Here is a 19,369-nt window from a genome sequence, read left to right as displayed (position 1 = left end):
CACAACCAATTAAATGATTTCAACAGAGGATTGCACAGCACCAAGAAAAGATTTTTGGCGTTTTTCTACCCATTGATGACTTTCTGTGAATAAATCATCTAAAGTATCTGAGTTATAAGCTAAAAGATGACATAATTTGGCAGCAAATTCTTCTGGTGTTTCTACTGATTGAACACTAGATGGATAATCAACAATTCCTCTTAAAGCAAGGGAGGTTGCGACAATGGGTTTAGCTGTGGCGATCGCGTCTAATGTCTTAATCTGTATACCGGTACCACTGACGGAAGGAATAGCAATAACTTTTGCTTGTAGCATGAAGAGTTGAGAATTTTCTACAAAGCCATGGTAATTAACATTAGGATATTTATTGATTAGCCAATTTGCACCTTTACCAGCAACATGAATAGTAAAATGTTCCGGAATAAGAGGATAAACTGACTGAAAAAACCATTCTAAACCTAGATGATTTGCTTGCCATGTCCAAGTTCCAATTATGGCAATATCGTAATTAGTTTTAGTGCTTTTATCTGAGGTAGAGATTAATTTTAAAGGAAGATGAAACTGTTGAGTATCAGAATTTATTTTCTGAAAGTAATCATAATCATGCTGATTAATAGTCCATACTTTTTTTGCTATTGTAGCTAATTTATTTTCTATTTTCTGGATGAGGTTTGATTCTCTTTCTATAATGAATCTTTTCAGAATATTTTGAGATTTTAATAATTGTTTTTGATATACCTCATGCTCGATATTATGAGCAACTAGAATTATCTGTTGTTGGTGATTTATATGGGGAATTACCCATGATAATTGAGCGTGATCGATAATAATTATATCGAATGCTTGCTGGTGTGTTAGTTGATGAATTTTTTGCAGATATTTTTGGGAATAATATTTAGCTGCGGAGTAGGGAAGATGACGCAGAAAACTGACTCCCATCCATAGAATTGGATAATACTTAGATGTGGAAGTTTCGATGTGGCGATCGCCAACAATTATTTCGTTATCTTTGGGATGCTTTCTATCTCCTATGCGCTGATATCCCAGAACTAAAACATCATGTCCTAATTCTATTAATGCATCGATAAATGTTTGAGAAGCAATCTCTCCACCTGTTGTTTTGCCACTGGGTAAAACAGTTGTTAAGTACAGAATTTTCATGGCAAATTAGATAAAAGTTTTTTAATGACTTCAATTCCCAAATATTCAGATATCACTTTGGGTTCTATATTGAGTTTTTGAACAGATAAATTATTGTAGTGATACAAGATTTTGTCAGCAAAATCAATGGCATTATTAGCAACTGTAAAATATTGCTTGAGTTCTGTTGGTAATCCCGCAATCCCTTGATTGGTAGAAATAATTGGCTTTCCATAGCTCAACATTTCGATAGATTTAATACTAACTCCACTACCTGTTAAAACTGGATTGATAAATATGTTTCCTGAATTGTAGATTTCGGTAGTTGAAATTGGGTTAATTTTTAAACTGACTTTGACTTGATTACAGATTTCTAAAATTGTAGCGGTAGGTTTAGAGCCAGCAATTAAAACTTTGATATCAGGTAGCGTTTTTCTGACGATTGGCAAGACTTCGCTTAAAAACCAAGATACCCCAGCAACGTTATTATGGGTGTAGAGATTACCCATAAAAATGATGTCATATTCAGATGGAATCAGAGAATTATTAATATCTGCAACATCATTTTCAGAACTCACATCAAGGATGGGTGGCAAGTAATTTCCATTATGGAATCCTTGTTGTTGCCAAAATTGTAAATCATCATTTGATATATCATAAAATTGGTGACTTATTCGCAGGATATTCTTTTCATATTCTTCTAAATGTAAAGTTGATAAATATTTTTTCAGCTTACCCATACCAGTTGCTGATGCATATAATTTTTGATTATAAATATGCTCAATATTATGACATCGCGTCACTAAAGGTATATTGAGTTTTTGAGCTAAAGTTTTAGCTAATTCTCCACCATGAATTCCATCTAACCAGATAATGTCTGGCTGAAATTTTTCAACTTGAGAAATAAGATATTCTAGCTTCTTTCCAGAAATAATTCGCGAGGCTATTTCTAGAGGAAATTTGCGTAGACTCCAGAACTTGAATAATAAAGCAAAAACTCCTGATTCATATTGAATATGATGAAAGCTATCAACATATTCATTAATTACCTGTATATCTTTTGCTAGTAAAGCTTCTTTATGCCAACAAATTAATTGTATTTCTACATCTAGTTTGGCTAAAGCTTTGATACGGTGCCACATATCCACTCTACCTCCATGGATAGCAGGATAGGGAACGTCGTGACAAATTACAGTTATTTTCATAATTATTAGTAAGTTAAACAGCGATATCTTCAATCATTTTTTTAATGAAAAAACCGCTCAAAATTTATGGTTGAGAATTCTCCATATCCATGATTGTCAGATTTTCTCCTACAAGTTGGAAGTTCTTTGCTTGCTCATATTCAAAGGCAACAGAGAAAATCATTGAGACATAAAGAATCCAAAAAATACTATTTGTTGTCACCAGAGTACTTTCAGTAATATTATAAATTAATAAAAAAGTCAGATAGATCAGAGGGAAAATACTTTCGCTATATTTAGTTAAGCATAGATATCTAATACTGCGAATATAAGTATTAATATAACTGATAATAAATAATCCTAAACCACTAATACCTAATTCTGCGAGTAAATCCATAAAGCCATTATGTCCATAAGGACATTCCCACTCTAGATTCCGCCATAAATAGGCAGTCACCTCACTATCCCAGTCGCGCCAAAATGCATTAAATCCATAACCAAAGAGAGGACGTTGTTGAATTAAATCTAACATTAAATTCCAAATATCTGTACGCCCTGTGAGTGTTAAATCTTTGCCAATGGCACTGGCTACAATTGGTAAATTATCTAGGAGTAAAATGGCACCACTACCCATGACTAAAATCGCCAGAATAGCTGTAGGAATAAGTCGGGTGTACTTACTTCTCCAGGTACGATATAGAGGAATAGTTAATGTAGTACAAATACTAATAATCAGAGCAGACTTGGAGGTGGAAAGAAGAATTAACAAAAGTGAAAGGATATAACCTCCCCAAGCGAACCAGCGATGTTTAGGATGAGAAACTAATTTACTGATAGCAAGGAAGAAAAATACTAAACTACTGAGTACCATCGTTCTTCCCAGAATATTTTTGTGGGACATAATACCACGCCAAGCACCACCGTGAATGCCATCTTCTTGGAAAGTCATGACACCGTATTTAGGTAGGGCGATCGCAAAAATAAAACTGAGAATAATGATTAAACTAAATGCCCACCCTAGTAATTCTAATTGCTCTCGTAAGCTATAACGCATTGCTAAATAAACCCCAAAAACCGTTGTTCCTAGCAACAAAAAACTTCTACGAGGGGTAATATCTGGAGCAACTGTCCAAAATATTGATGCTAAAGCAACTCCTACTAGTAACCAAATCCAAATATTTTTCTGAGCAAAGAATATAAAAGTTTGCTGTCTTTTCCAAACCAAAATTCCTGTAATCAGGTATACACCCATAAATAATATGGGACTATAGGGGTCAGAAGTTATACCTACATCCTCTTTTTCTACTAAAACAGGTATTAGTGCTGTAGTTGATAAAAATAAGGTGAGGACAACAAATATCTTCTCAGCAATTTTCAGTAAACTTGACATTATTTATCAATTTTGTGTTCATTTGCATACAATAGATTTTGTTTGAAGCTAATCATCATAATCTATTGCCACCTTCTGTATCTATTCTGTTGTCAGTAGTCAATGAAGATTTTGAGTAATCTAACTGACAAAACTCTAAGATATGAATTCTCAGTCAGATAAAGTCCACAGTCTTGATATAGAAGTAATTAAATAGTTAACCCGCCATTAACTCCACCTGAGTTAATGTAATCTTGAACACAAAAACTACTATTTTTACTTCCGTGATATCAATAAATCAACTTGGGATAACGATAAATCTCATGTTTGAACTTCATATGGAAAAACCATTCGTAAAATTCTGAGAAAGTGAATAGTTTTCCGTCCCTTGTCAAGATAACTTTCTAACATTTTGCAACTCCTGTAACCCTCATTATTCCTAGATAAAATTCCAGTGCGTCATTTTGTCTGTATCATTTATCCGGTCTGTGCCTAAGGAATTATATCTGGTAATTATTTTGTTATTAACTAGCTATTTTTGTGCTGTGTCAAGAGGTTTATCAAAATTTTGTGCAAACCTCAAAAACTCAATATAGCTTTTTGACTGCTATGCTAGCTTCTGATGTCGAATCTATCTGCCAAACTTTCCTATTTTTCTCCGACTTTACCTAATCTTCATCTCTCTGATTTATCTGATAAACTTTTAGAGAATTTTTTCATTAAGCAGAGATAATTACGGATAGCAAGATATATGTTAGAGGATATTTGAAATTGTCAGAATTCTGGTATGATGTCTCCTAAGCAATTGTTAACCTCTCGACTCAAGTTAAGTTAATTGCCAAGAACTCAGAAATTTCTACCACAGGATACCTAAAGTGGTATATATATACTGGTTTTGATAATGAGGTTATTAGCTGTTTAGTTAGACGTGGTAAACGACCATTCTGGAAAATATCAAGAAGTTTTATTCAAGTCTGTATATACAATAATTATCAGTGGGAAAGCAGATGCAAATAAAGGAACAAGAATTGCAGCACCTGAAAAATCCCAATTTACTGGCAAAGGAAACCTACTGGTTTTTACGCAGACCAGAAAGTGAATTGGAAAGTAAGGGTTTTGGTCAAATTTTACCAATTTTGCGACGACGTTTGGGTCTGATTACGAGCATCGCAGTTGTTGTGACAATGGCTACCAGTGTCTGGACAATAACACGTACCCAGAAGTATGAAGGCAAGTTCCAGTTACTTGTAGAACCACTGAAAACTTCTGATAGTGAGTTGTTGGTGTTGCTGTCAGAAACCCTGAGACAGAACGTTAATGAAATCACTAGACAAAATAGTACATCCATGGACTATCAAGCATTGTTAGAAGTGCTGAAAAGTCCCAAATTGATTGAACCTGTAGTGCAGGAGTTGAGCAATAAGTACCCCGAAGTCAACTATGACCGCTTGGTGGGTAATGATATTACTGGTAAGCTACCCACTGGTAGGGATGGGACTTTATATATTACCCGAATTACTAAGGGTAAGGATGAGTCACGGGTTGTGGAAGTACATTATCGGGATGTGAACCCGCAGAAAGTTCAGGTTGTTTTGGATCGGGTTTCCCAAGCTTATCGTAACTATAGTATTGAGCAACAACAGAGCAATCTCAGCCAAGGAATTAAGTTTGTTGAGAAACAGATTCCCAAGTTACGGGGAAGGGTAAATAATCTCCAAGGGCAATTACAAATTTATCAGCAACGTTACGGTATCTTCAATCCGGAATTACAGGGAGAACAATTGCTGAAACGTTTGGATGAGATGAAAACATCCCAACAAGAAACTAGTAAAAAATTGATAGAAGCACGTTCTCTGTTTGCGTCTTTGCAACAACAACTGGGAATGGGACAAAGTACCGCGATCGCCGCTTCCGCAGCTAGTGAATCACCTCAGTATCAAAAAATACTTAATGATATTCGAGAAATTGATGCCAAAATAGCTAAGAATTCTACCCGCTTCCACGACGCTAACCCGATTATGCTTAACCTGCGGGAAGAAAGAGAGAAATTGTTGCCCCTGTTAAATGCAGAAGCGAAAAGAACTCTAGGCAGTAAATCCACTACTGATAATAGTCAAATATCCCTCGGTACTTACCAAAACTCGATCCGTCGAGAGTTAACTCAACAATTAGCAAATACTGGCAACCAAATTAAAACCCTAGAAGCTAGTCTCAGTAATATTCAGAAAAATCAAGTACAATTAAATAAGCAAATTAGGGAATATCCTGTAATATCACGGAACTACACGAATATTCAACGAGAGCTACAGGTTGCTAATGACACCTTAAACCAGCTTTTATCAAAACAAGAAGCATTGAGAGTCGATGCTGCTCAACAGGATGTACCCTGGGAGTTAATTATGCCCCCGACTTTACCACGGGATAGCTCAGGTAATTTTGTGGCGGTATCTCCTAATAAACCTCGAAACGCTGCAATTGGTGCGCTTGGTGGCATCCTAGCTGGAATCATGGTGGCATTCTTGCTGGAAAATTTGCGCAATGTTGTCCACGATCCAGAGGAAGCAAAACGCGCTGCCCAATTACCCCTTCTCGGATTAATTCCCTTTGATAAGGAATTTAAAAAACAGTGGGACAATGTTCCTACCCAAATTGGCTATTCTGGAAAAATAGAAGCTTCCCATCGACAAATAACCGACTATATTCCTAGAAAACGCCAGGAATTACCTCATAGTTTATCCCAAGCCTTCTGCTCTCTGTATACAAGAATACAGCCTATCCTGCGTGAAGCTTCTATCCGTTCCCTAGCAATTACCTCCGCCACTCCAGGGGAAGGAAAAACCACAGTTGCCCTGAATTTAGCCAAAATTGCCGCCGAAGCCGGTCAGAAGGTACTACTAGTGGATGCCGATTTCCGTCGTCCGCAAATTCACCGACTCCTGGGTTTAGGTAATACCAGTGGATTAACAGAAGTCCTATCCCAAGGGCTAGATATCAGTGATGCCATACAGCGATCGCCAGAGGATGATAACCTATTTATCCTGACTGCGGGACAAGTAATGCCCAACCCCACAAAGTTATTCTCCTCCCAGAGAATGCAAAATTTAGTAGAGCGATCGCAGACCCATTTTGACTTAGTTATCTACGATACAACCAACGTTTTGGGAGTCCTAGACACGAATTTATTGACCCATCATTTAGATGGAGTCCTCCTAGTCACAGGTATGGGTAAAATACCCCGTCCCACCTTCCAACAGGTATTAGAAGAACTTAAAACTTCTCCTGTCATGACTCTAGGAATGGTGGCAAATACCCTGGAATTATAAGCTCAAATCACTACTGATCGTGATTAGCAGTTGCCAAGATGAAAATATGATTTTCTTTTCTCTACGCTCTTTAAAAAATCTGGAGACGAGTTTACAGTTGTGTATATGCCACAATCGCAAAATTGAGTGTGAATTCAATTCAAAATATCATTCGGGAACTTAAGAAAAAATTCTCTAGCCAGTTTATTCGGAATCTTGGCTGGCTAGGAATGGCAGAGGTCATCTACCGTTTACTACGACTAGGTTTAGTAGTAATTATCGCTCGTTTCCTCACACCCTATGACTATGGTTTAGGAGCCATAATTCTTACGGTTAGAGAAGTCACCCAGACATTTACCAATATTGGAATAGGTGCCAAAATTATTCAAACTGAAGAAGCAGAATTAGATACCATTTGTAATTCTGCCTATTGGCTCAATTGGGTAATTTTTGCCAGTTTATTTGTCATTCAAGCTGTTGCCGCTTTTCCCATTGCTTGGTTTTACAAAAGTCAGGATATTATCTTACCAATTATCTTTGCTGGCGGAGCCTATTTGATTTGGCCCATCACTGGAATTCAAAAAAATCTGATTCAAAGGGAAAATCGTTTTAAAGTTATTGCCCTCACAGATAGTTTACAGTACTCAATATCTAGTATATTTTCTGCTATTCTCGCTGTCATGGGTTTAGGCGTTTGGGCATTTGCCTTACCACCAGTATTAGCTGCACCGATAGAAATTGTTATTTATTACTATGCCCATGATTGGCGAATTAAATCTAGCTTTACTACCAAACATTGGGGTGAAATTTTTAAATTTGGCAAGAATCTCCTGGGTGTAACATTACTGAAAACCCTGAGAAACAACCTCGATTATTTAATTATTGGGCGTTTTATTGGGATTAAAGAATTAGGAGTTTATTTCTTTGGTTTCAATGCTGGCTTAGGCATTAGCTTAAGTATTATTAATGCCATTAATGCTGTAATCTTACCTCATCTGTGCGCTGCCAAAGGAGAATGGCAGGAATTTAAACAGCGCTATTTTCAGAGTATTCGGACAATTTCCTACATAATTATTCCCTTTGTCCTCCTGCAATCTTTTTTCGCTCCCTTTTATGTTCCTATTGTCTTTGGGCAAAAATGGACAGGAGCAATTCCGATTTTAATCCTCATTTGTCTGTCAGCTATTCCCCGTCCTTTTGCGGATGCAGCTTCCCAGCTACTAGTCGCTGTGGGTAAACCTCACTTAGATTTTCGCTGGAATATCATTTTTACCAGTCTTTTTGCCCTCGCTTTATTTATTGGTGTGCAGTGGCAAGCAATAGGTGTCGCAACCTCTGTTTTAATTGTCCATTGGCTGTGTTTGCCTGTGTTTACAATTTGGGCAACAAAATATGTTTTCCCACGATTAGCTAAACTGTAGAAATTATTTGACCAATACGTTTGAGAATTTGCAAAATTGTATATAGTTCCTTCCCTGATGTGTAGAGAGCAAAAACCCTAGAAAGGTCATATTCTGGAATATCAGATTTTCTCAACTTGATAAATACAATATCATCTCCATTTGTCACCAAACCAAATACTGGTTTTTCTCTATGGGGATTAGCCAGTAAATAAGTTAATGCTTGAGGGATTGCCGACCAAACAGAAAGAGTAGTTTTTTTTGACTCCAGAACTATTACCCAAAACTGATTTTGGAGAATTAAAACATCAATACGCCCTCTGAGTATTTCTTCTCCATCATTAACCACCAGTTCCACCGATGATTCAGCTTTAATCCGAAAAGGAGGGTCATAAAATCCTGCCAAAGCAAGCAAAGGAGATACTACTAGTAACATGACTGTTCCCTCCAGTAAATCCCCTGCTCCGCGATGATAAAGGTATCTACGTCGCAGAATATCCAGAGCAGATTTTTCCTCAGGGGTAACTTCTGGTAATTCCTCACACCACTCCGGAAAAAATTCCTCGGACTCAATCCGTACTAAACTAAAGCGCCTTTCTACATCCGTTAAATTTGTAATGACTTCCGTAATGGCTGCTGTTTTTATCATAATAAATAAAATTAAAATTACGGTAGCAACAAACGCTATATAGAGACGTTCTCTCAAAACGCCTCTACACAAATAATATCAACCTAAATTATCTACAGACTCTGCAACTAATCGTGATACAAAAGGTAAAATATCTCGACTCTTGGCATTTAATTTACCTTCTGTAAATACCACAAGTAAATAGGGACATTTATTTGGTATTTCAATATAAGCTGCATCGTGACGAACTTGACTTGTCCATCCTGCTTTTGACCAAATTTTTGCTGTTAGGGGAAGACTTCCACCCAAAAACCCTGTAATTTGGTCTTCCTCCACATCCTGAGGCAAGTCATTAGGGTTAACACTACGCTGCATTAGACCCATAATAGTTTGCGATCGCGCACTAGAAACCGCCACCCCACCAACAATACTATGCAATAATCTGGCAGTGGCATTAGTAGTCAACATATTACGGTTATCTAACAATTCACCCACAAAGGCTCTTTCCCGACCATAGGGACCATCACACCAGGTTTTCTGGCAAATGTTTACCGTTTCTAGTTCCCCCCAACCTAAAGATTGATAGTAGCGGTTAATAATATTTCTTTGCTGTTTCCAAGTTTCAAAGGGTGCGAGGGGTAACTCTGGTCCCGATGTGGTTCCAGTTAATATATCTACAACTAAGCTTGTAGCATCGTTGCTAGAGTCCACAATCATATCTCTAATTGCCCTTTCCAACTCACGGGAACTTTGCATCATTCCCTTTTCTAACCATTCCTGTACCGCCACTAGGTAAAATAATTTCACGACACTAGCAGGATAAATGCGTTCCACACCTCGATAACTAAAACCACGGACAGTATGGTGCCAAAAAGCATCCGGTGTTAATGCACCGCCAGTATTTACGGGTACAGGAGGATCATAGATAATCCAAGTGAGGGCAATTTGGTTACGGGCTAAGGTGGGAAATTCCCCCCAAGTTGCCTCTAAAATGCCATTACCAAGTTTTTCCAGTTGGTCGTCTTTAGTAAAGAAAGTCATTGTTAGCTAGAAACCTGAAATATTAGTGATTATGCTTGCCAATCCCCAATCACAACAATACCAATGTATTAATGACCTGAATATCTATAACTCGCAGTTATGTTTAGAGTTAGCAACTCAAGCTGCAACAGGAAGATATCTACAAATCATCGGAGATACTCAGGAAAATGCAGTACAAGTACGTTTGTGTGAGGATGATTATCCAGGATGGTTGTCTGTAAAAGATTTGGTCTACTTACAACCTGCTAATGTAGCTTATCAGGGGCGATCGCTCTCTGGTGATGAAATTACCAAACTGTTACCCCAAGTTATTGCTTTTACCCAGGAAGCAATGGAACAGGAAAATCACTATCTTTGGGGTGGTACCGTCCCACCTAATTATGACTGCTCTGGATTAATGCAAGCAGCATTCCGTTCCGTAGGAATTTCTTTACCCAGGGACGCATACCAACAGGAAGCTTTTCTAGAACCCGTGGATATTTCCCAACTCTTACCCGGTGATTTAGTCTTTTTCGGGACTCCCCAAAAAGCTACCCATGTGGGACTCTATTTAGGGGATGGTTATTACATTCATAGCTCTGGTAAAGACCAAGGACGTAATGGTATCGGTATTGATATTCTCTCGGAACATGGAGACAAGGTAAGTCAGTCTTATTACCAACAATTACGCGGTGGGGGAAGGGTAGTCAGAAGTTATCTACCGCAAAATCAGAACAGGTAAGGAAAATTTATGAGTAATGAGTGATGAGTAATGAGTGATGAGTAATGAGTAATAAATTGTGAATTAAGCCTTGAAAATCTTATGGGATAAGAGGTGTTTCTCATTCACATCAGACGTAATTTCTTATTTTTAATAGTGAATAAATCTATGAGGAGTGGGTTGTTGTCTAACAGTATGGAGGAAGATGGTGTAATCTCTGCCATAATTCCCCAAGTATCGGTGGTGGTACCAATTAAAGATGAGGTCGAAAGTTTACCCCATTTATTAGAGGCGATCGCCACCATTCTCACAGAAAGCGGTTTAACCTACGAAATTATCTGTGTTGATGATGGTTCAAGTGATGGTTCTGCTCAGTACCTCAAAACCCAGGCAGAAATTCGTAGCGACCTGAAAGCCGTAATTTTACGCCGTAACTACGGACAAACGGCAGCCATGGCGGCAGGTTTCAACTATGCCATCGGCAAAGCAGTTGTGACATTAGATGCAGACTTACAAAATGACCCCGCAGATATACCGATGCTGCTGGCAAAGTTAGAGGAAGGCTATGATTTGGTTAGTGGTTGGCGCAAACAACGACAAGATGCGGCTTTAACTCGCTTACTACCTTCCAAAATTGCTAACTGGTTAATTCGTCGGATTACTAGCGTCCATATTCATGATTACGGCTGCTCTTTAAAAGCTTACCGCGCCGAATTAGTCGCCGATATGAATTTATACGGTGAATTGCATCGTTTTTTACCAGCCCTGGCATATATCGAAGGAGCAAGAATCACAGAAATGCCCGTAAGACACCATGCTCGGCGTTTTGGTCAGAGCAAGTACGGGTTATCACGGACTTTTCGGGTATTAATGGATTTGTTTACCATTGCCTTCATGAAAAAGTTCCTCACCCGCCCCATGCATGTATTTGGTTTGTGGGGTATGGTTTCTATACTTTCCGGTGGAGCAATTGGTATTTACTTAACTTGGGTAAAAATAATTTTCCATGAGGATATCGGCAATCGTCCCCTGTTAATTCTGGCAGTGCTGCTCTTAGTCACGGGTGTACAACTATTCTGCTTTGGTTTACTAGCTGAGTTACTGATGCGAACTTACCACGAATCCCAGGGACGACCTATATACCGAGTCCGAGAGGTAGTAGCCAAGAAGACAGAGTAGTGGGAGAATATTTTCATGGTTCAGAGGTTATTTATCAAACAACCAGTTGTAATTCACCTCTGACTATTGAGAAACCCTGATAAAATTCGCCTCTACCGTGAAACTTATTCGCACCTTTGATACCCAACTACAGACGAACCTGCTGATATTATTTACAGCAGGTTTATTGTTCTGGTCGAGTATGGCTTCACTGTTACCAACCCTACCCATTTATATCGAAAGTCTGGGTGGGAATAAACAGGAAGTAGGCTTAGTTATGGCTTGTTTCGCCGTCGGGTTATTGCTATCTCGTCCTTGGTTAGGGCGATTAGCGGATATGCGCGGACGAAAAATCGTTTTAATCATTGGTATTGCCGTTGCAGTTCTTGCTCCCTTAAGCTATCTGGTAGCCACATCTATCCCTTTGCTGATGGTGATGCGGGTGTTTCATGGCATTAGTATTGCTGCTTTTTCCATTGCATTTATTGCCATGGTTGCAGATATTTCACCAGCGAACCAACGGGGTGAAATTATGAGTTACATGAACCTAGTCAACCCAATTGGAATGGCTCTCGGACCGGCAATTGGGGGGTATATTCAAGCTTTAGGAGGGGATAAATTATTATTCCTATTATCCTCAGAAGTGGCATTGATTGCTCTATTAGGTGCATTGCAGGTAAAAAATACTTCTGCCCCAAAATCAAAAAAATCAAATACTCAAAATCATAATTTCTGGCAAATTCTCATTAGTGAAAGGGTGAGGGTGCCATCTATTTTGATGCTCTTAGTGGGTTTGGCTTTGGGTGCTTTACACACCTTTGTTCCTTTGTATATCAAGTCTGCAAATATAGATTTAAACCCTGGTTTGTTCTACACTGCCGCTGCGATCGCCAGTTTTAGTGTACGTTTATTTACAGGTCGGGCTAGCGATCGCCTCGGTCGTGGTTTATTCGTCACAATCGGTTTAGTACTATATTCCTTAGCAATGCTCCTACTATGGCAGGCAAAAAGTGAAGTCGCTTTCCTGGTAGCGGCAGTCTTTGAGGGTATGGGTGGTGGTATATTTATTCCTACCATTGCCACTATGCTGACTGACCGTGCCCAACCCCAAGAACGAGGACGGGTATTTGCTATTTCCCTGAGTGGTTTTGATGTGGGAATTGGTGTTGGTGGTGCAATTTTAGGCTACCTTGCCCAAAATTACGGCTATCCTTTCCTCTTCGCAGTCACTACAGGTTTAACATTCCTGGCAGTCATAATTTTTGTCACCCTAGGTAACAAGGACTTAGGTAATTCTTTCAAGTTCGCTATTGGTCGCGCTCCCGACAAATATGCTCTAAGCAATAATAACTAAATATACATCTCAAAAAAATATAGACGCAGCGACGCTGCGTCTCTACCAGGTTTTTATCATTCAACGGGCGAGGAGGGATTCGAACCCCCGACACCGTGGTCCGTAGCCACGTGCTCTAGTCCACTGAGCTACACGCCCTTATCACCGAATCTAATACTAGCACAGACACAAAGAAGATGCAAGCAAATTCTCCAGAAAATCCTTCTAACCTTTCTCACCTCGATTCCCAAGGGCAAGCCCAGATGGTAGATGTGTCTGAAAAGAATGTTACAGTTCGTCAAGCCACTGCGATCGCCAAAGTCAAAATGCAACTAGCAACTTTTGCCACTATCCAAGCAGGGAATGCACCCAAGGGTGATGTTTTAGGGACAGCTAGAATCGCTGGTATCATGGCAGCTAAACAAACTGCCAATTTAATTCCCCTCTGTCATCCCCTACCCATTCAAAAAGTGACAGTGGAAATCATTCCTCAGCCAGAATTACCAGGTTACGAAATCCAAGCAACGGTGAAAATCAAAGCGGAAACTGGAGTGGAAATGGAAGCGCTAACGGCAGTTTCTGTTGCAGCCCTTACCCTGTACGATATGGCAAAGGCTTTGGAAAAATCAATTCAAATAGAATCTATCCAACTGGTTAGTAAAACTGGCGGCAAATCAGGAGACTATCGACAATAATCACAAGAGAAATCCTTAAACTCTCCGGATGCAGCTACAACCATGACGGATATAGGTATGGTAGATGCACCCTATATTATTCTGCCCTTAGTCTTTGGCTAGGGGCTTTGTTTTTTTACTGTACCGAGGGATTCCAAAAATGTTGGTTCTATGATAATCCTGTAAAGACTTTCACTGAAATGTCTCTACTATTTATCGATTACCCAATTTTTCATGTAATATCGGCATCGTAAATAATCCCCAGGATAAACCTGTGATTAAACCAAAGATTGTTACCACATAATTATTAAAACTCCACCAGCCAAACACTTCTGCGGCTAATTCCCCAGGATATGCCATCATGAACACACTGGCGATCGCTGCACCATTCCACCCATAACGCGATAACCAATAACCACCTTTCCCTTGAGTGACCGCATACAATAGCCTAGTTATCAATAAACCACTAACTGTTCCATAGCAACGCATACATACAGCCATAATCCAGGGTGGTGCTAATTCTAATCCCATACTAGGTTGGGGACAGACGTGATCACCCATAAAGTAGATAATCTGGGCAATAATGGGTAGGGTGGGAATACCTGATGCAGCCAAAAAAGGAGCCGCGATCGGACCGATTACCATCCCAGTTAATAAGAAATCCCCCAGAAAACTCACCCAACGAATATTTAAGGGTTTGCGAAAAATTACTCCTTGCATTCTCACACCTTGATTTTTTCTAGTGGTCTTGGTAATTACAAATATAAAGCTTCTAGGGTTGCTAGTATACTTGAATCATACAGCAATCAGGTTTTTGGATTTCTCTCCCACCCCATCCAGTTCAATCTCCAAAACCATCCAGGGAAGACTATTTTTGACCGCAAATTGGTATCGAATTGATGGTTAATCCCACATTAATATGAAGACGCATAAAAAAAGAAGAACTCCATTCCATTTTGACTTTCGCTCGAATTTCCCCTTCTCGAAATCGGGGAGGGGTTAATTCTATGCAACTTCACAAATAATTGGTATAAGGGCTACAGTATTCAGGTGATTATCAATTAGTCATGTTTAAGATTGCTGCCAAAACTCCCACATCCGCATTGGTTTTGACTATTTTGTTTTTCCCTGTTTTATTGCCCTTGAAAGCATTAGCAGATAGTTTTGACCAATTTTTTATTTTTGGTGATAGTCTCTCCGACAATGGTAATTTATACCGCATCACAAGAGGATATTTTCCACCCCAACCCTACTACCGTGGACGCGCTTCTAACGGTATTGTTTGGGTCGAGATTTTGGGTCAGAAATTAAAAATTAATAACGATAAAATCAAAAACTTTGCTGTCATTGGTTCTACTACCACTAATAGAAATGCTATTGATGAGAAAACCAGCTATTTAATTCCTTCCCTGCCATCACAAGTTAAGGATTTTACAGCTTCACCAAATCAACCCAGTTCCCAGGCTATTTTTGTACTTTGGGCAGGTGCCAATGATTACTTAGCCCAACCACAGAATCTCCGCGCTACAGATACTCAATTTGTAGTGAATAATATTTCTAATGCTGCTCAAATACTCATTGATAGAGGCGCACGCAATTTAATTATTCCTAACTTACCAGATTTAGGAAAAATACCCCAAGAGATAGCCTTAGGTACATCTAATATTAGCACAGAACGCAGTAATAGCCATAATGCAAATTTGCGTCTTGCTGTACAAATATTGTCTGAGAAAAATCCCCATGTCAAGATTATTCTTCTCGATATTCATTCCCTATTTCAAGATGTAATTAATCAACCAGTCAAATATGGCTTTATTAACGTTACCCAACCTTGTTTTAATCGCAGAATATTCACTGTTTGCTCTAATCCAGAAGATTATTTATTTTGGGATGATATCCATCCGACAGCCCATGGGCACCGGATGCTGGCAGAATATGCACAGTCAGTAGTGAGTGAAACAGCAATACAGCAATGGGAGATAATATATAACAAACAGAGCAAATAAAATTAGAGAATTTTTCCTATGAGCCGCTTGCCTATTCTTCAAGCTGGTCAGTCTTACACCTTTAGTAAGTATTTTGATTTGCCCTATGCGCCGGGTGACATTTTATCAGAATTGGGCTGTACCTATCAACGCTCTATGTTAGAGCTACCATTATATAGGGGAGAATTAAATTATCTAGATTTTTTACAACGTTACTTACAACGTAATATTCTCCGTGTCAATCCCATTAGTGAAACTGCAAAGCGAGAGGTTTTAATCGCTCCTATCTTATTAGAGGTTTGTGGTCAGACAGAGAATCAACTCAACATTGAGTATCCCATTAATGTGAATGAGTTATTGAAGGGCAACCTTGATTATTATATTACATCGTCTCAAAACTTATTGGTTATTGAAGCTAAACAATCAGATTTAAGTAGGGGTTTTACTCAGTTAGCGGTGGAATTAATTGCCCTAGACCAGTGGGTCAATTCTGATAATTCTATGTTATATGGTGCAGTGACAAATGGGGAAGATTGGCGCTTTGGAATATTTTATCGCCAAGAAAGACTGGTCATACAAGATATTAAACTTTATCGCGTACCTGAAGGTTTAGAAGAGTTATTACGTGTACTTGTGGGTATTTTGACGAGTTGATAGCCATGGAATTAATATCACTTTGGTTATGTTTATAAAACCATGACTATCAAGGAATGACTAATAATTAACTAGCCAATAAAGTCTTTTCTAAGGGTTGCCAGCGAAAAACGCGATCGCCACCTCGCTCAATCACCACTTTCACCTTGGGTTGAATCTTGTGCAAATTCGCCAAATACTCTATTTCGTCATCGGAGAGTATATGTCCTTCAATAATCCACAACACTAAACCCTTAGACTTGGGTGGCAGTTGCGCAACTAAAGTATCAACAATCGGTGGAATATAGTAAACTTCACCAACTGCTGCACCGCTAGCAACACTTCGCTTACCTAAATGAGCAGGTCTAACACCATGAACACCTGTCAAATAAGCAGCCACATCTCCTAAACCTCTGCCAGTAATGCTATAGGTTGTGTAACCTTTAGCACGCAGACGGCGACGGTAGCGACCTTCAAAACCGCCTTCTAGAGGAACATACACGCCAACAGCGCCATGTTTTTCCAAATCACGAATAAAACCACTACCAGTGGTAATTAGTGCCATAGATTTTTGTCCTATCCCACTCAGATATCTCTATTATTGCCCTTGAACTGCTCTATGAAGTTACAGGATTAACTTATAGATGATATTGGGTAAATTAGGGAATGGGTAATGGGTGACAAAAAATACCCTTTCCCCTAACTCACTTTTCTCTTTCCGAACCCCACACCAACAACCGCAACAGTGAGCAATCCACAGCATAAACCCGCTTCCGGAATGCTTTTAGTGGGTTGAGTAATCACTCCGGAAGGATTAGGAATAGTACGATTAATTTTGATTTGGGTAATCTGTGTACCCCAATTATCTGTACCAGCAGCAAATCCTTGGATTGTCCAAAAACTGTAGGGGTCACTGGGGTCAAGGTTTGTAGCGCTGTAGTTTCCCCACTTTTCTTTGCCGTCACCTGATAAATTATAGTTGTTGGTTCCAGCTTTGAGCAATTGGGGAGCCGCAAAAGTGGTAATTTTATTGACTGTTTGCCCCACCACTGCGTAGCTACTAATATATTCCGTGAGTCCCGAACGACTGAAACCAATCACCACATCTCCAAATTCGTTGACAGCAATGGAAGGGAAGAAGTAATCATACCCAGAGTCAGCAATTGTTCCGGATTGCAGGATTTTGTTTGTTTCCCCATCGATTTCATACCAACGAATGGCAGATTTACCTCCTACCTCTACAGTCTGAACTGTCCAGATACTCTTACCAACTTGATAAATACTACTGCTAAAGTCACTTAAACCACTGTCCAGGGCAGTTTTATTCGGTTGTACAGCTAGGGGTGACAAGTTGTAGCTATTCACCGAGATATCATTTGTTGTCAGAATGGAATTATTTCCTAGCTGGGTTTTTTTGATGGTTTTGCCAGTTCCCAGTTGTTGCACATTGCTGTCTACCCCTAGTAAGGTTGTATGTCCATCACTTTTGCTCTGGTTGATAACTGGTTGTATGGTTGCTCCAAATTTTTTTGCATCCAGAGAGTTAAAAGTCTTTCTGTTGGCAATGGTTGGTGTTGCAGAAAGTAAATCTGATTTCGATAGAGAAATTAAGGTTTGACTAGAGGAAAAATCACTGGTGTTGAAGGTGTTGGCAGCTAGATAAACTCCATCAGCATCTAAACCTAGATTGAGAAATTCCGCAAATGTTGTATTTGTGGGGTCTGTGTTGATTTTCCATCCCTTCCATCCCCCTGTGGGATCAGCAGTTTGGGAAACAGCCAGAAGAAAATTATTGGATTTGTTTCCTTGCTCAGAAAAATCTAGTTGGACAGCAAACCAGCGATCGCTGTGAGAATCAAATAACATTCGGGGAGTACTGAGAAAATTATCAGGAATTTCTACCCCAGCAATCTGATGCCAAAAATCAAAGCTACTGGTCTTTTTCAGGTTTGTTCCGTTGGTTTTGTCGTAGATGGCAAAAACACCGTTGGTAAATTCCACAAAGTGATTCTTTCCCACTGCTCCCATGATGTCTGGGGGAGTCACAGAAAATCCATTTAGGGTTTCTACTTCTTTTAGGGTTGTACCCGTGAAGTTTTGACCAATGGTAAATGTGCCGGCGATCGCTCTCCCTGATAACAGAGTCCAGGTAATTGCAGCCGTTGTTAAAACTTGGTAGATGACTTTCATTTTTCTTCTTAAGCACAAAAGTATAAAAAACAACTAAATCTTTTATAAAAATCTTTGTGTAAGTCGCCTAGATGCCTGTGAAAACTAAATTTATTTTTTTGACACTGTCAATTGATAGTATAATATTTAATGCTTTACTTTTTAAATAAGCAAAAACACGTACAAAGTATAGATTAGACGTTCAGCATCAAAAATACCTCAACAGCCATAGCACAAATATTGATAGACAAAATTTACTAAACAAGCTACAATATCGGATTGTGACCAAAGCAAATAGTTAAAACTTTGTTTTCCCCGTCACTAGCAAACTCCTGAAGATAAAAATTTCCTGGGAATAAGCTAGTCGAGAAGGCAAAAGATTGATAAACTAAAAAAGCTTTCAGCCTGACTGAAAGGAATTAGTCAAGCTCAAGCCCAAAGTAATGTAGGTTATCCACATTACGGTTACCCTAAGTGCAGTTATATAGGATACTGAGCAGAATCATCTGTTTAAGTCCAACCGCATCTTAAGTAAAAGTGCCAGAACAAAAGCTCATTCATCAGCTTTGTTGCACGAACCGCAAAGCTATAAGCCTTGCAGAGAAAATCAGAAATTAGCTCCTCCAGTCCAAGTTACAGGAGAAAAGCTTTTG

At 39.1% G+C, this 19,369-nt stretch carries 16 protein-coding genes and 1 tRNA gene; 8 read left to right on the top strand and 9 right to left on the bottom strand.

The genetic code is table 11. The features are described 5' to 3' along the window. Window positions 1-9: 9 nt before the first annotated feature. From IJ00_RS21610 to IJ00_RS21600, 3 genes are all read right to left on the bottom strand, one after another. A complete protein-coding gene (locus tag IJ00_RS21610; protein WP_035156600.1) occupies window positions 10-1,161 on the bottom strand; it encodes a glycosyltransferase in 1,152 nt (383 codons plus the stop codon). Next, window positions 1,158-2,345, bottom strand: a complete 1,188-nt coding sequence (locus IJ00_RS21605; RefSeq protein WP_035156598.1) for a glycosyltransferase — start codon at window positions 2,343-2,345, stop codon at window positions 1,158-1,160. Before IJ00_RS21605 ends, IJ00_RS21610 begins: the two co-directional genes overlap by 4 nt. 64 nt (window positions 2,346-2,409) lie before the next feature. After that, window positions 2,410-3,714 (bottom strand): O-antigen ligase, encoded by a 1,305-nt coding sequence (locus tag IJ00_RS21600; protein WP_046814887.1) that lies wholly within the window; start codon window positions 3,712-3,714, stop codon window positions 2,410-2,412. Between the two features lie 986 nt (window positions 3,715-4,700). Between IJ00_RS21600 and IJ00_RS21595 the strand changes: the two genes are divergently transcribed. Beyond that, the gene (locus tag IJ00_RS21595) at window positions 4,701-7,016 is read left to right on the top strand and encodes a polysaccharide biosynthesis tyrosine autokinase (RefSeq protein WP_035156595.1); all 2,316 of its coding nucleotides are present in this window, start codon (window positions 4,701-4,703) and stop codon (window positions 7,014-7,016) included. A 128-nt stretch (window positions 7,017-7,144) separates the two neighbouring features. Continuing rightward, on the top strand, window positions 7,145-8,416 hold the full coding sequence (locus IJ00_RS21590; RefSeq protein WP_035156593.1) for a lipopolysaccharide biosynthesis protein: 1,272 nt from the start codon (window positions 7,145-7,147) through the stop codon (window positions 8,414-8,416). On the opposite strand, the gene IJ00_RS21585 is transcribed toward IJ00_RS21590, so the two are convergent. Beyond that, a complete protein-coding gene (locus IJ00_RS21585; RefSeq protein ID WP_035159443.1) occupies window positions 8,406-9,044 on the bottom strand; it encodes a type I restriction endonuclease in 639 nt (212 codons plus the stop codon). The genes IJ00_RS21590 and IJ00_RS21585 overlap by 11 nt on opposite strands. Window positions 9,045-9,122: 78 nt before the next feature. After that, entirely contained in the window at window positions 9,123-10,064 is a 942-nt protein-coding gene (locus IJ00_RS21580) for a serine hydrolase (protein ID WP_035156592.1), read from the bottom strand. Window positions 10,065-10,095: 31 nt separating this feature from the next. Between IJ00_RS21580 and IJ00_RS21575 the strand changes: the two genes are divergently transcribed. The 3 genes from IJ00_RS21575 (at window position 10,096) to IJ00_RS21565 (ending at window position 13,276) form a co-directional block, all read left to right on the top strand. Continuing rightward, window positions 10,096-10,785 (top strand): C40 family peptidase, encoded by a 690-nt coding sequence (locus tag IJ00_RS21575; RefSeq protein ID WP_035156590.1) that lies wholly within the window; start codon window positions 10,096-10,098, stop codon window positions 10,783-10,785. A gap of 147 nt (window positions 10,786-10,932) precedes the next feature. Beyond that, on the top strand, window positions 10,933-11,943 hold the full coding sequence (locus IJ00_RS21570) for a glycosyltransferase family 2 protein (RefSeq protein WP_035156589.1): 1,011 nt from the start codon (window positions 10,933-10,935) through the stop codon (window positions 11,941-11,943). Window positions 11,944-12,040: 97 nt separating this feature from the next. After that, complete coding sequence (locus tag IJ00_RS21565) at window positions 12,041-13,276, top strand: MFS transporter (RefSeq protein WP_035156588.1); 1,236 nt, start codon at window positions 12,041-12,043, stop codon at window positions 13,274-13,276. A 64-nt stretch (window positions 13,277-13,340) separates the two neighbouring features. On the opposite strand, the gene IJ00_RS21560 is transcribed toward IJ00_RS21565, so the two are convergent. Then, window positions 13,341-13,414, bottom strand: a tRNA-Arg gene (locus IJ00_RS21560). Window positions 13,415-13,452: 38 nt separating this feature from the next. On the opposite strand from IJ00_RS21560, the gene moaC reads away from it, so the two are divergent. Beyond that, complete coding sequence (moaC, locus tag IJ00_RS21555) at window positions 13,453-13,950, top strand: cyclic pyranopterin monophosphate synthase MoaC (RefSeq protein ID WP_035159442.1); 498 nt, start codon at window positions 13,453-13,455, stop codon at window positions 13,948-13,950. A gap of 192 nt (window positions 13,951-14,142) precedes the next feature. On the opposite strand, the gene IJ00_RS21550 is transcribed toward moaC, so the two are convergent. Continuing rightward, a complete protein-coding gene (locus IJ00_RS21550; RefSeq protein WP_035156585.1) occupies window positions 14,143-14,649 on the bottom strand; it encodes a DUF2085 domain-containing protein in 507 nt (168 codons plus the stop codon). Window positions 14,650-14,996: 347 nt separating this feature from the next. Here IJ00_RS21550 and IJ00_RS21545 point away from each other — a divergent pair, with 347 nt between their 5' ends. Further along, window positions 14,997-15,935 (top strand): SGNH/GDSL hydrolase family protein, encoded by a 939-nt coding sequence (locus IJ00_RS21545; protein ID WP_052754511.1) that lies wholly within the window; start codon window positions 14,997-14,999, stop codon window positions 15,933-15,935. Between the two features lie 18 nt (window positions 15,936-15,953). Continuing rightward, window positions 15,954-16,568 (top strand): hypothetical protein, encoded by a 615-nt coding sequence (locus tag IJ00_RS21540; protein ID WP_035156582.1) that lies wholly within the window; start codon window positions 15,954-15,956, stop codon window positions 16,566-16,568. A 67-nt stretch (window positions 16,569-16,635) separates the two neighbouring features. Here the strand turns inward: IJ00_RS21540 and IJ00_RS21535 are convergent, their stop codons facing one another. Both IJ00_RS21535 and IJ00_RS21530 read right to left on the bottom strand, forming a co-directional pair. Continuing rightward, window positions 16,636-17,112 carry an NAD(P)H-quinone oxidoreductase subunit N gene (locus tag IJ00_RS21535; protein WP_035156580.1) on the bottom strand — a complete coding sequence of 159 codons (477 nt, stop codon included), beginning with the start codon at window positions 17,110-17,112 and terminating at the stop codon, window positions 16,636-16,638. 134 nt (window positions 17,113-17,246) lie between these two features. Continuing rightward, a complete protein-coding gene (locus IJ00_RS21530; protein WP_035156577.1) occupies window positions 17,247-18,737 on the bottom strand; it encodes a hypothetical protein in 1,491 nt (496 codons plus the stop codon). Window positions 18,738-19,369: the final 632 nt, after the last annotated feature.

Origin of the sequence: Calothrix sp. 336/3 (assembly GCF_000734895.2) — a bacterium.
Lineage (GTDB): Bacteria > Cyanobacteriota > Cyanobacteriia > Cyanobacteriales > Nostocaceae > 336-3.
Note: the sequence above shows the minus strand (reverse complement) of the source record. Positions and strands in the feature narration are given on the sequence as shown.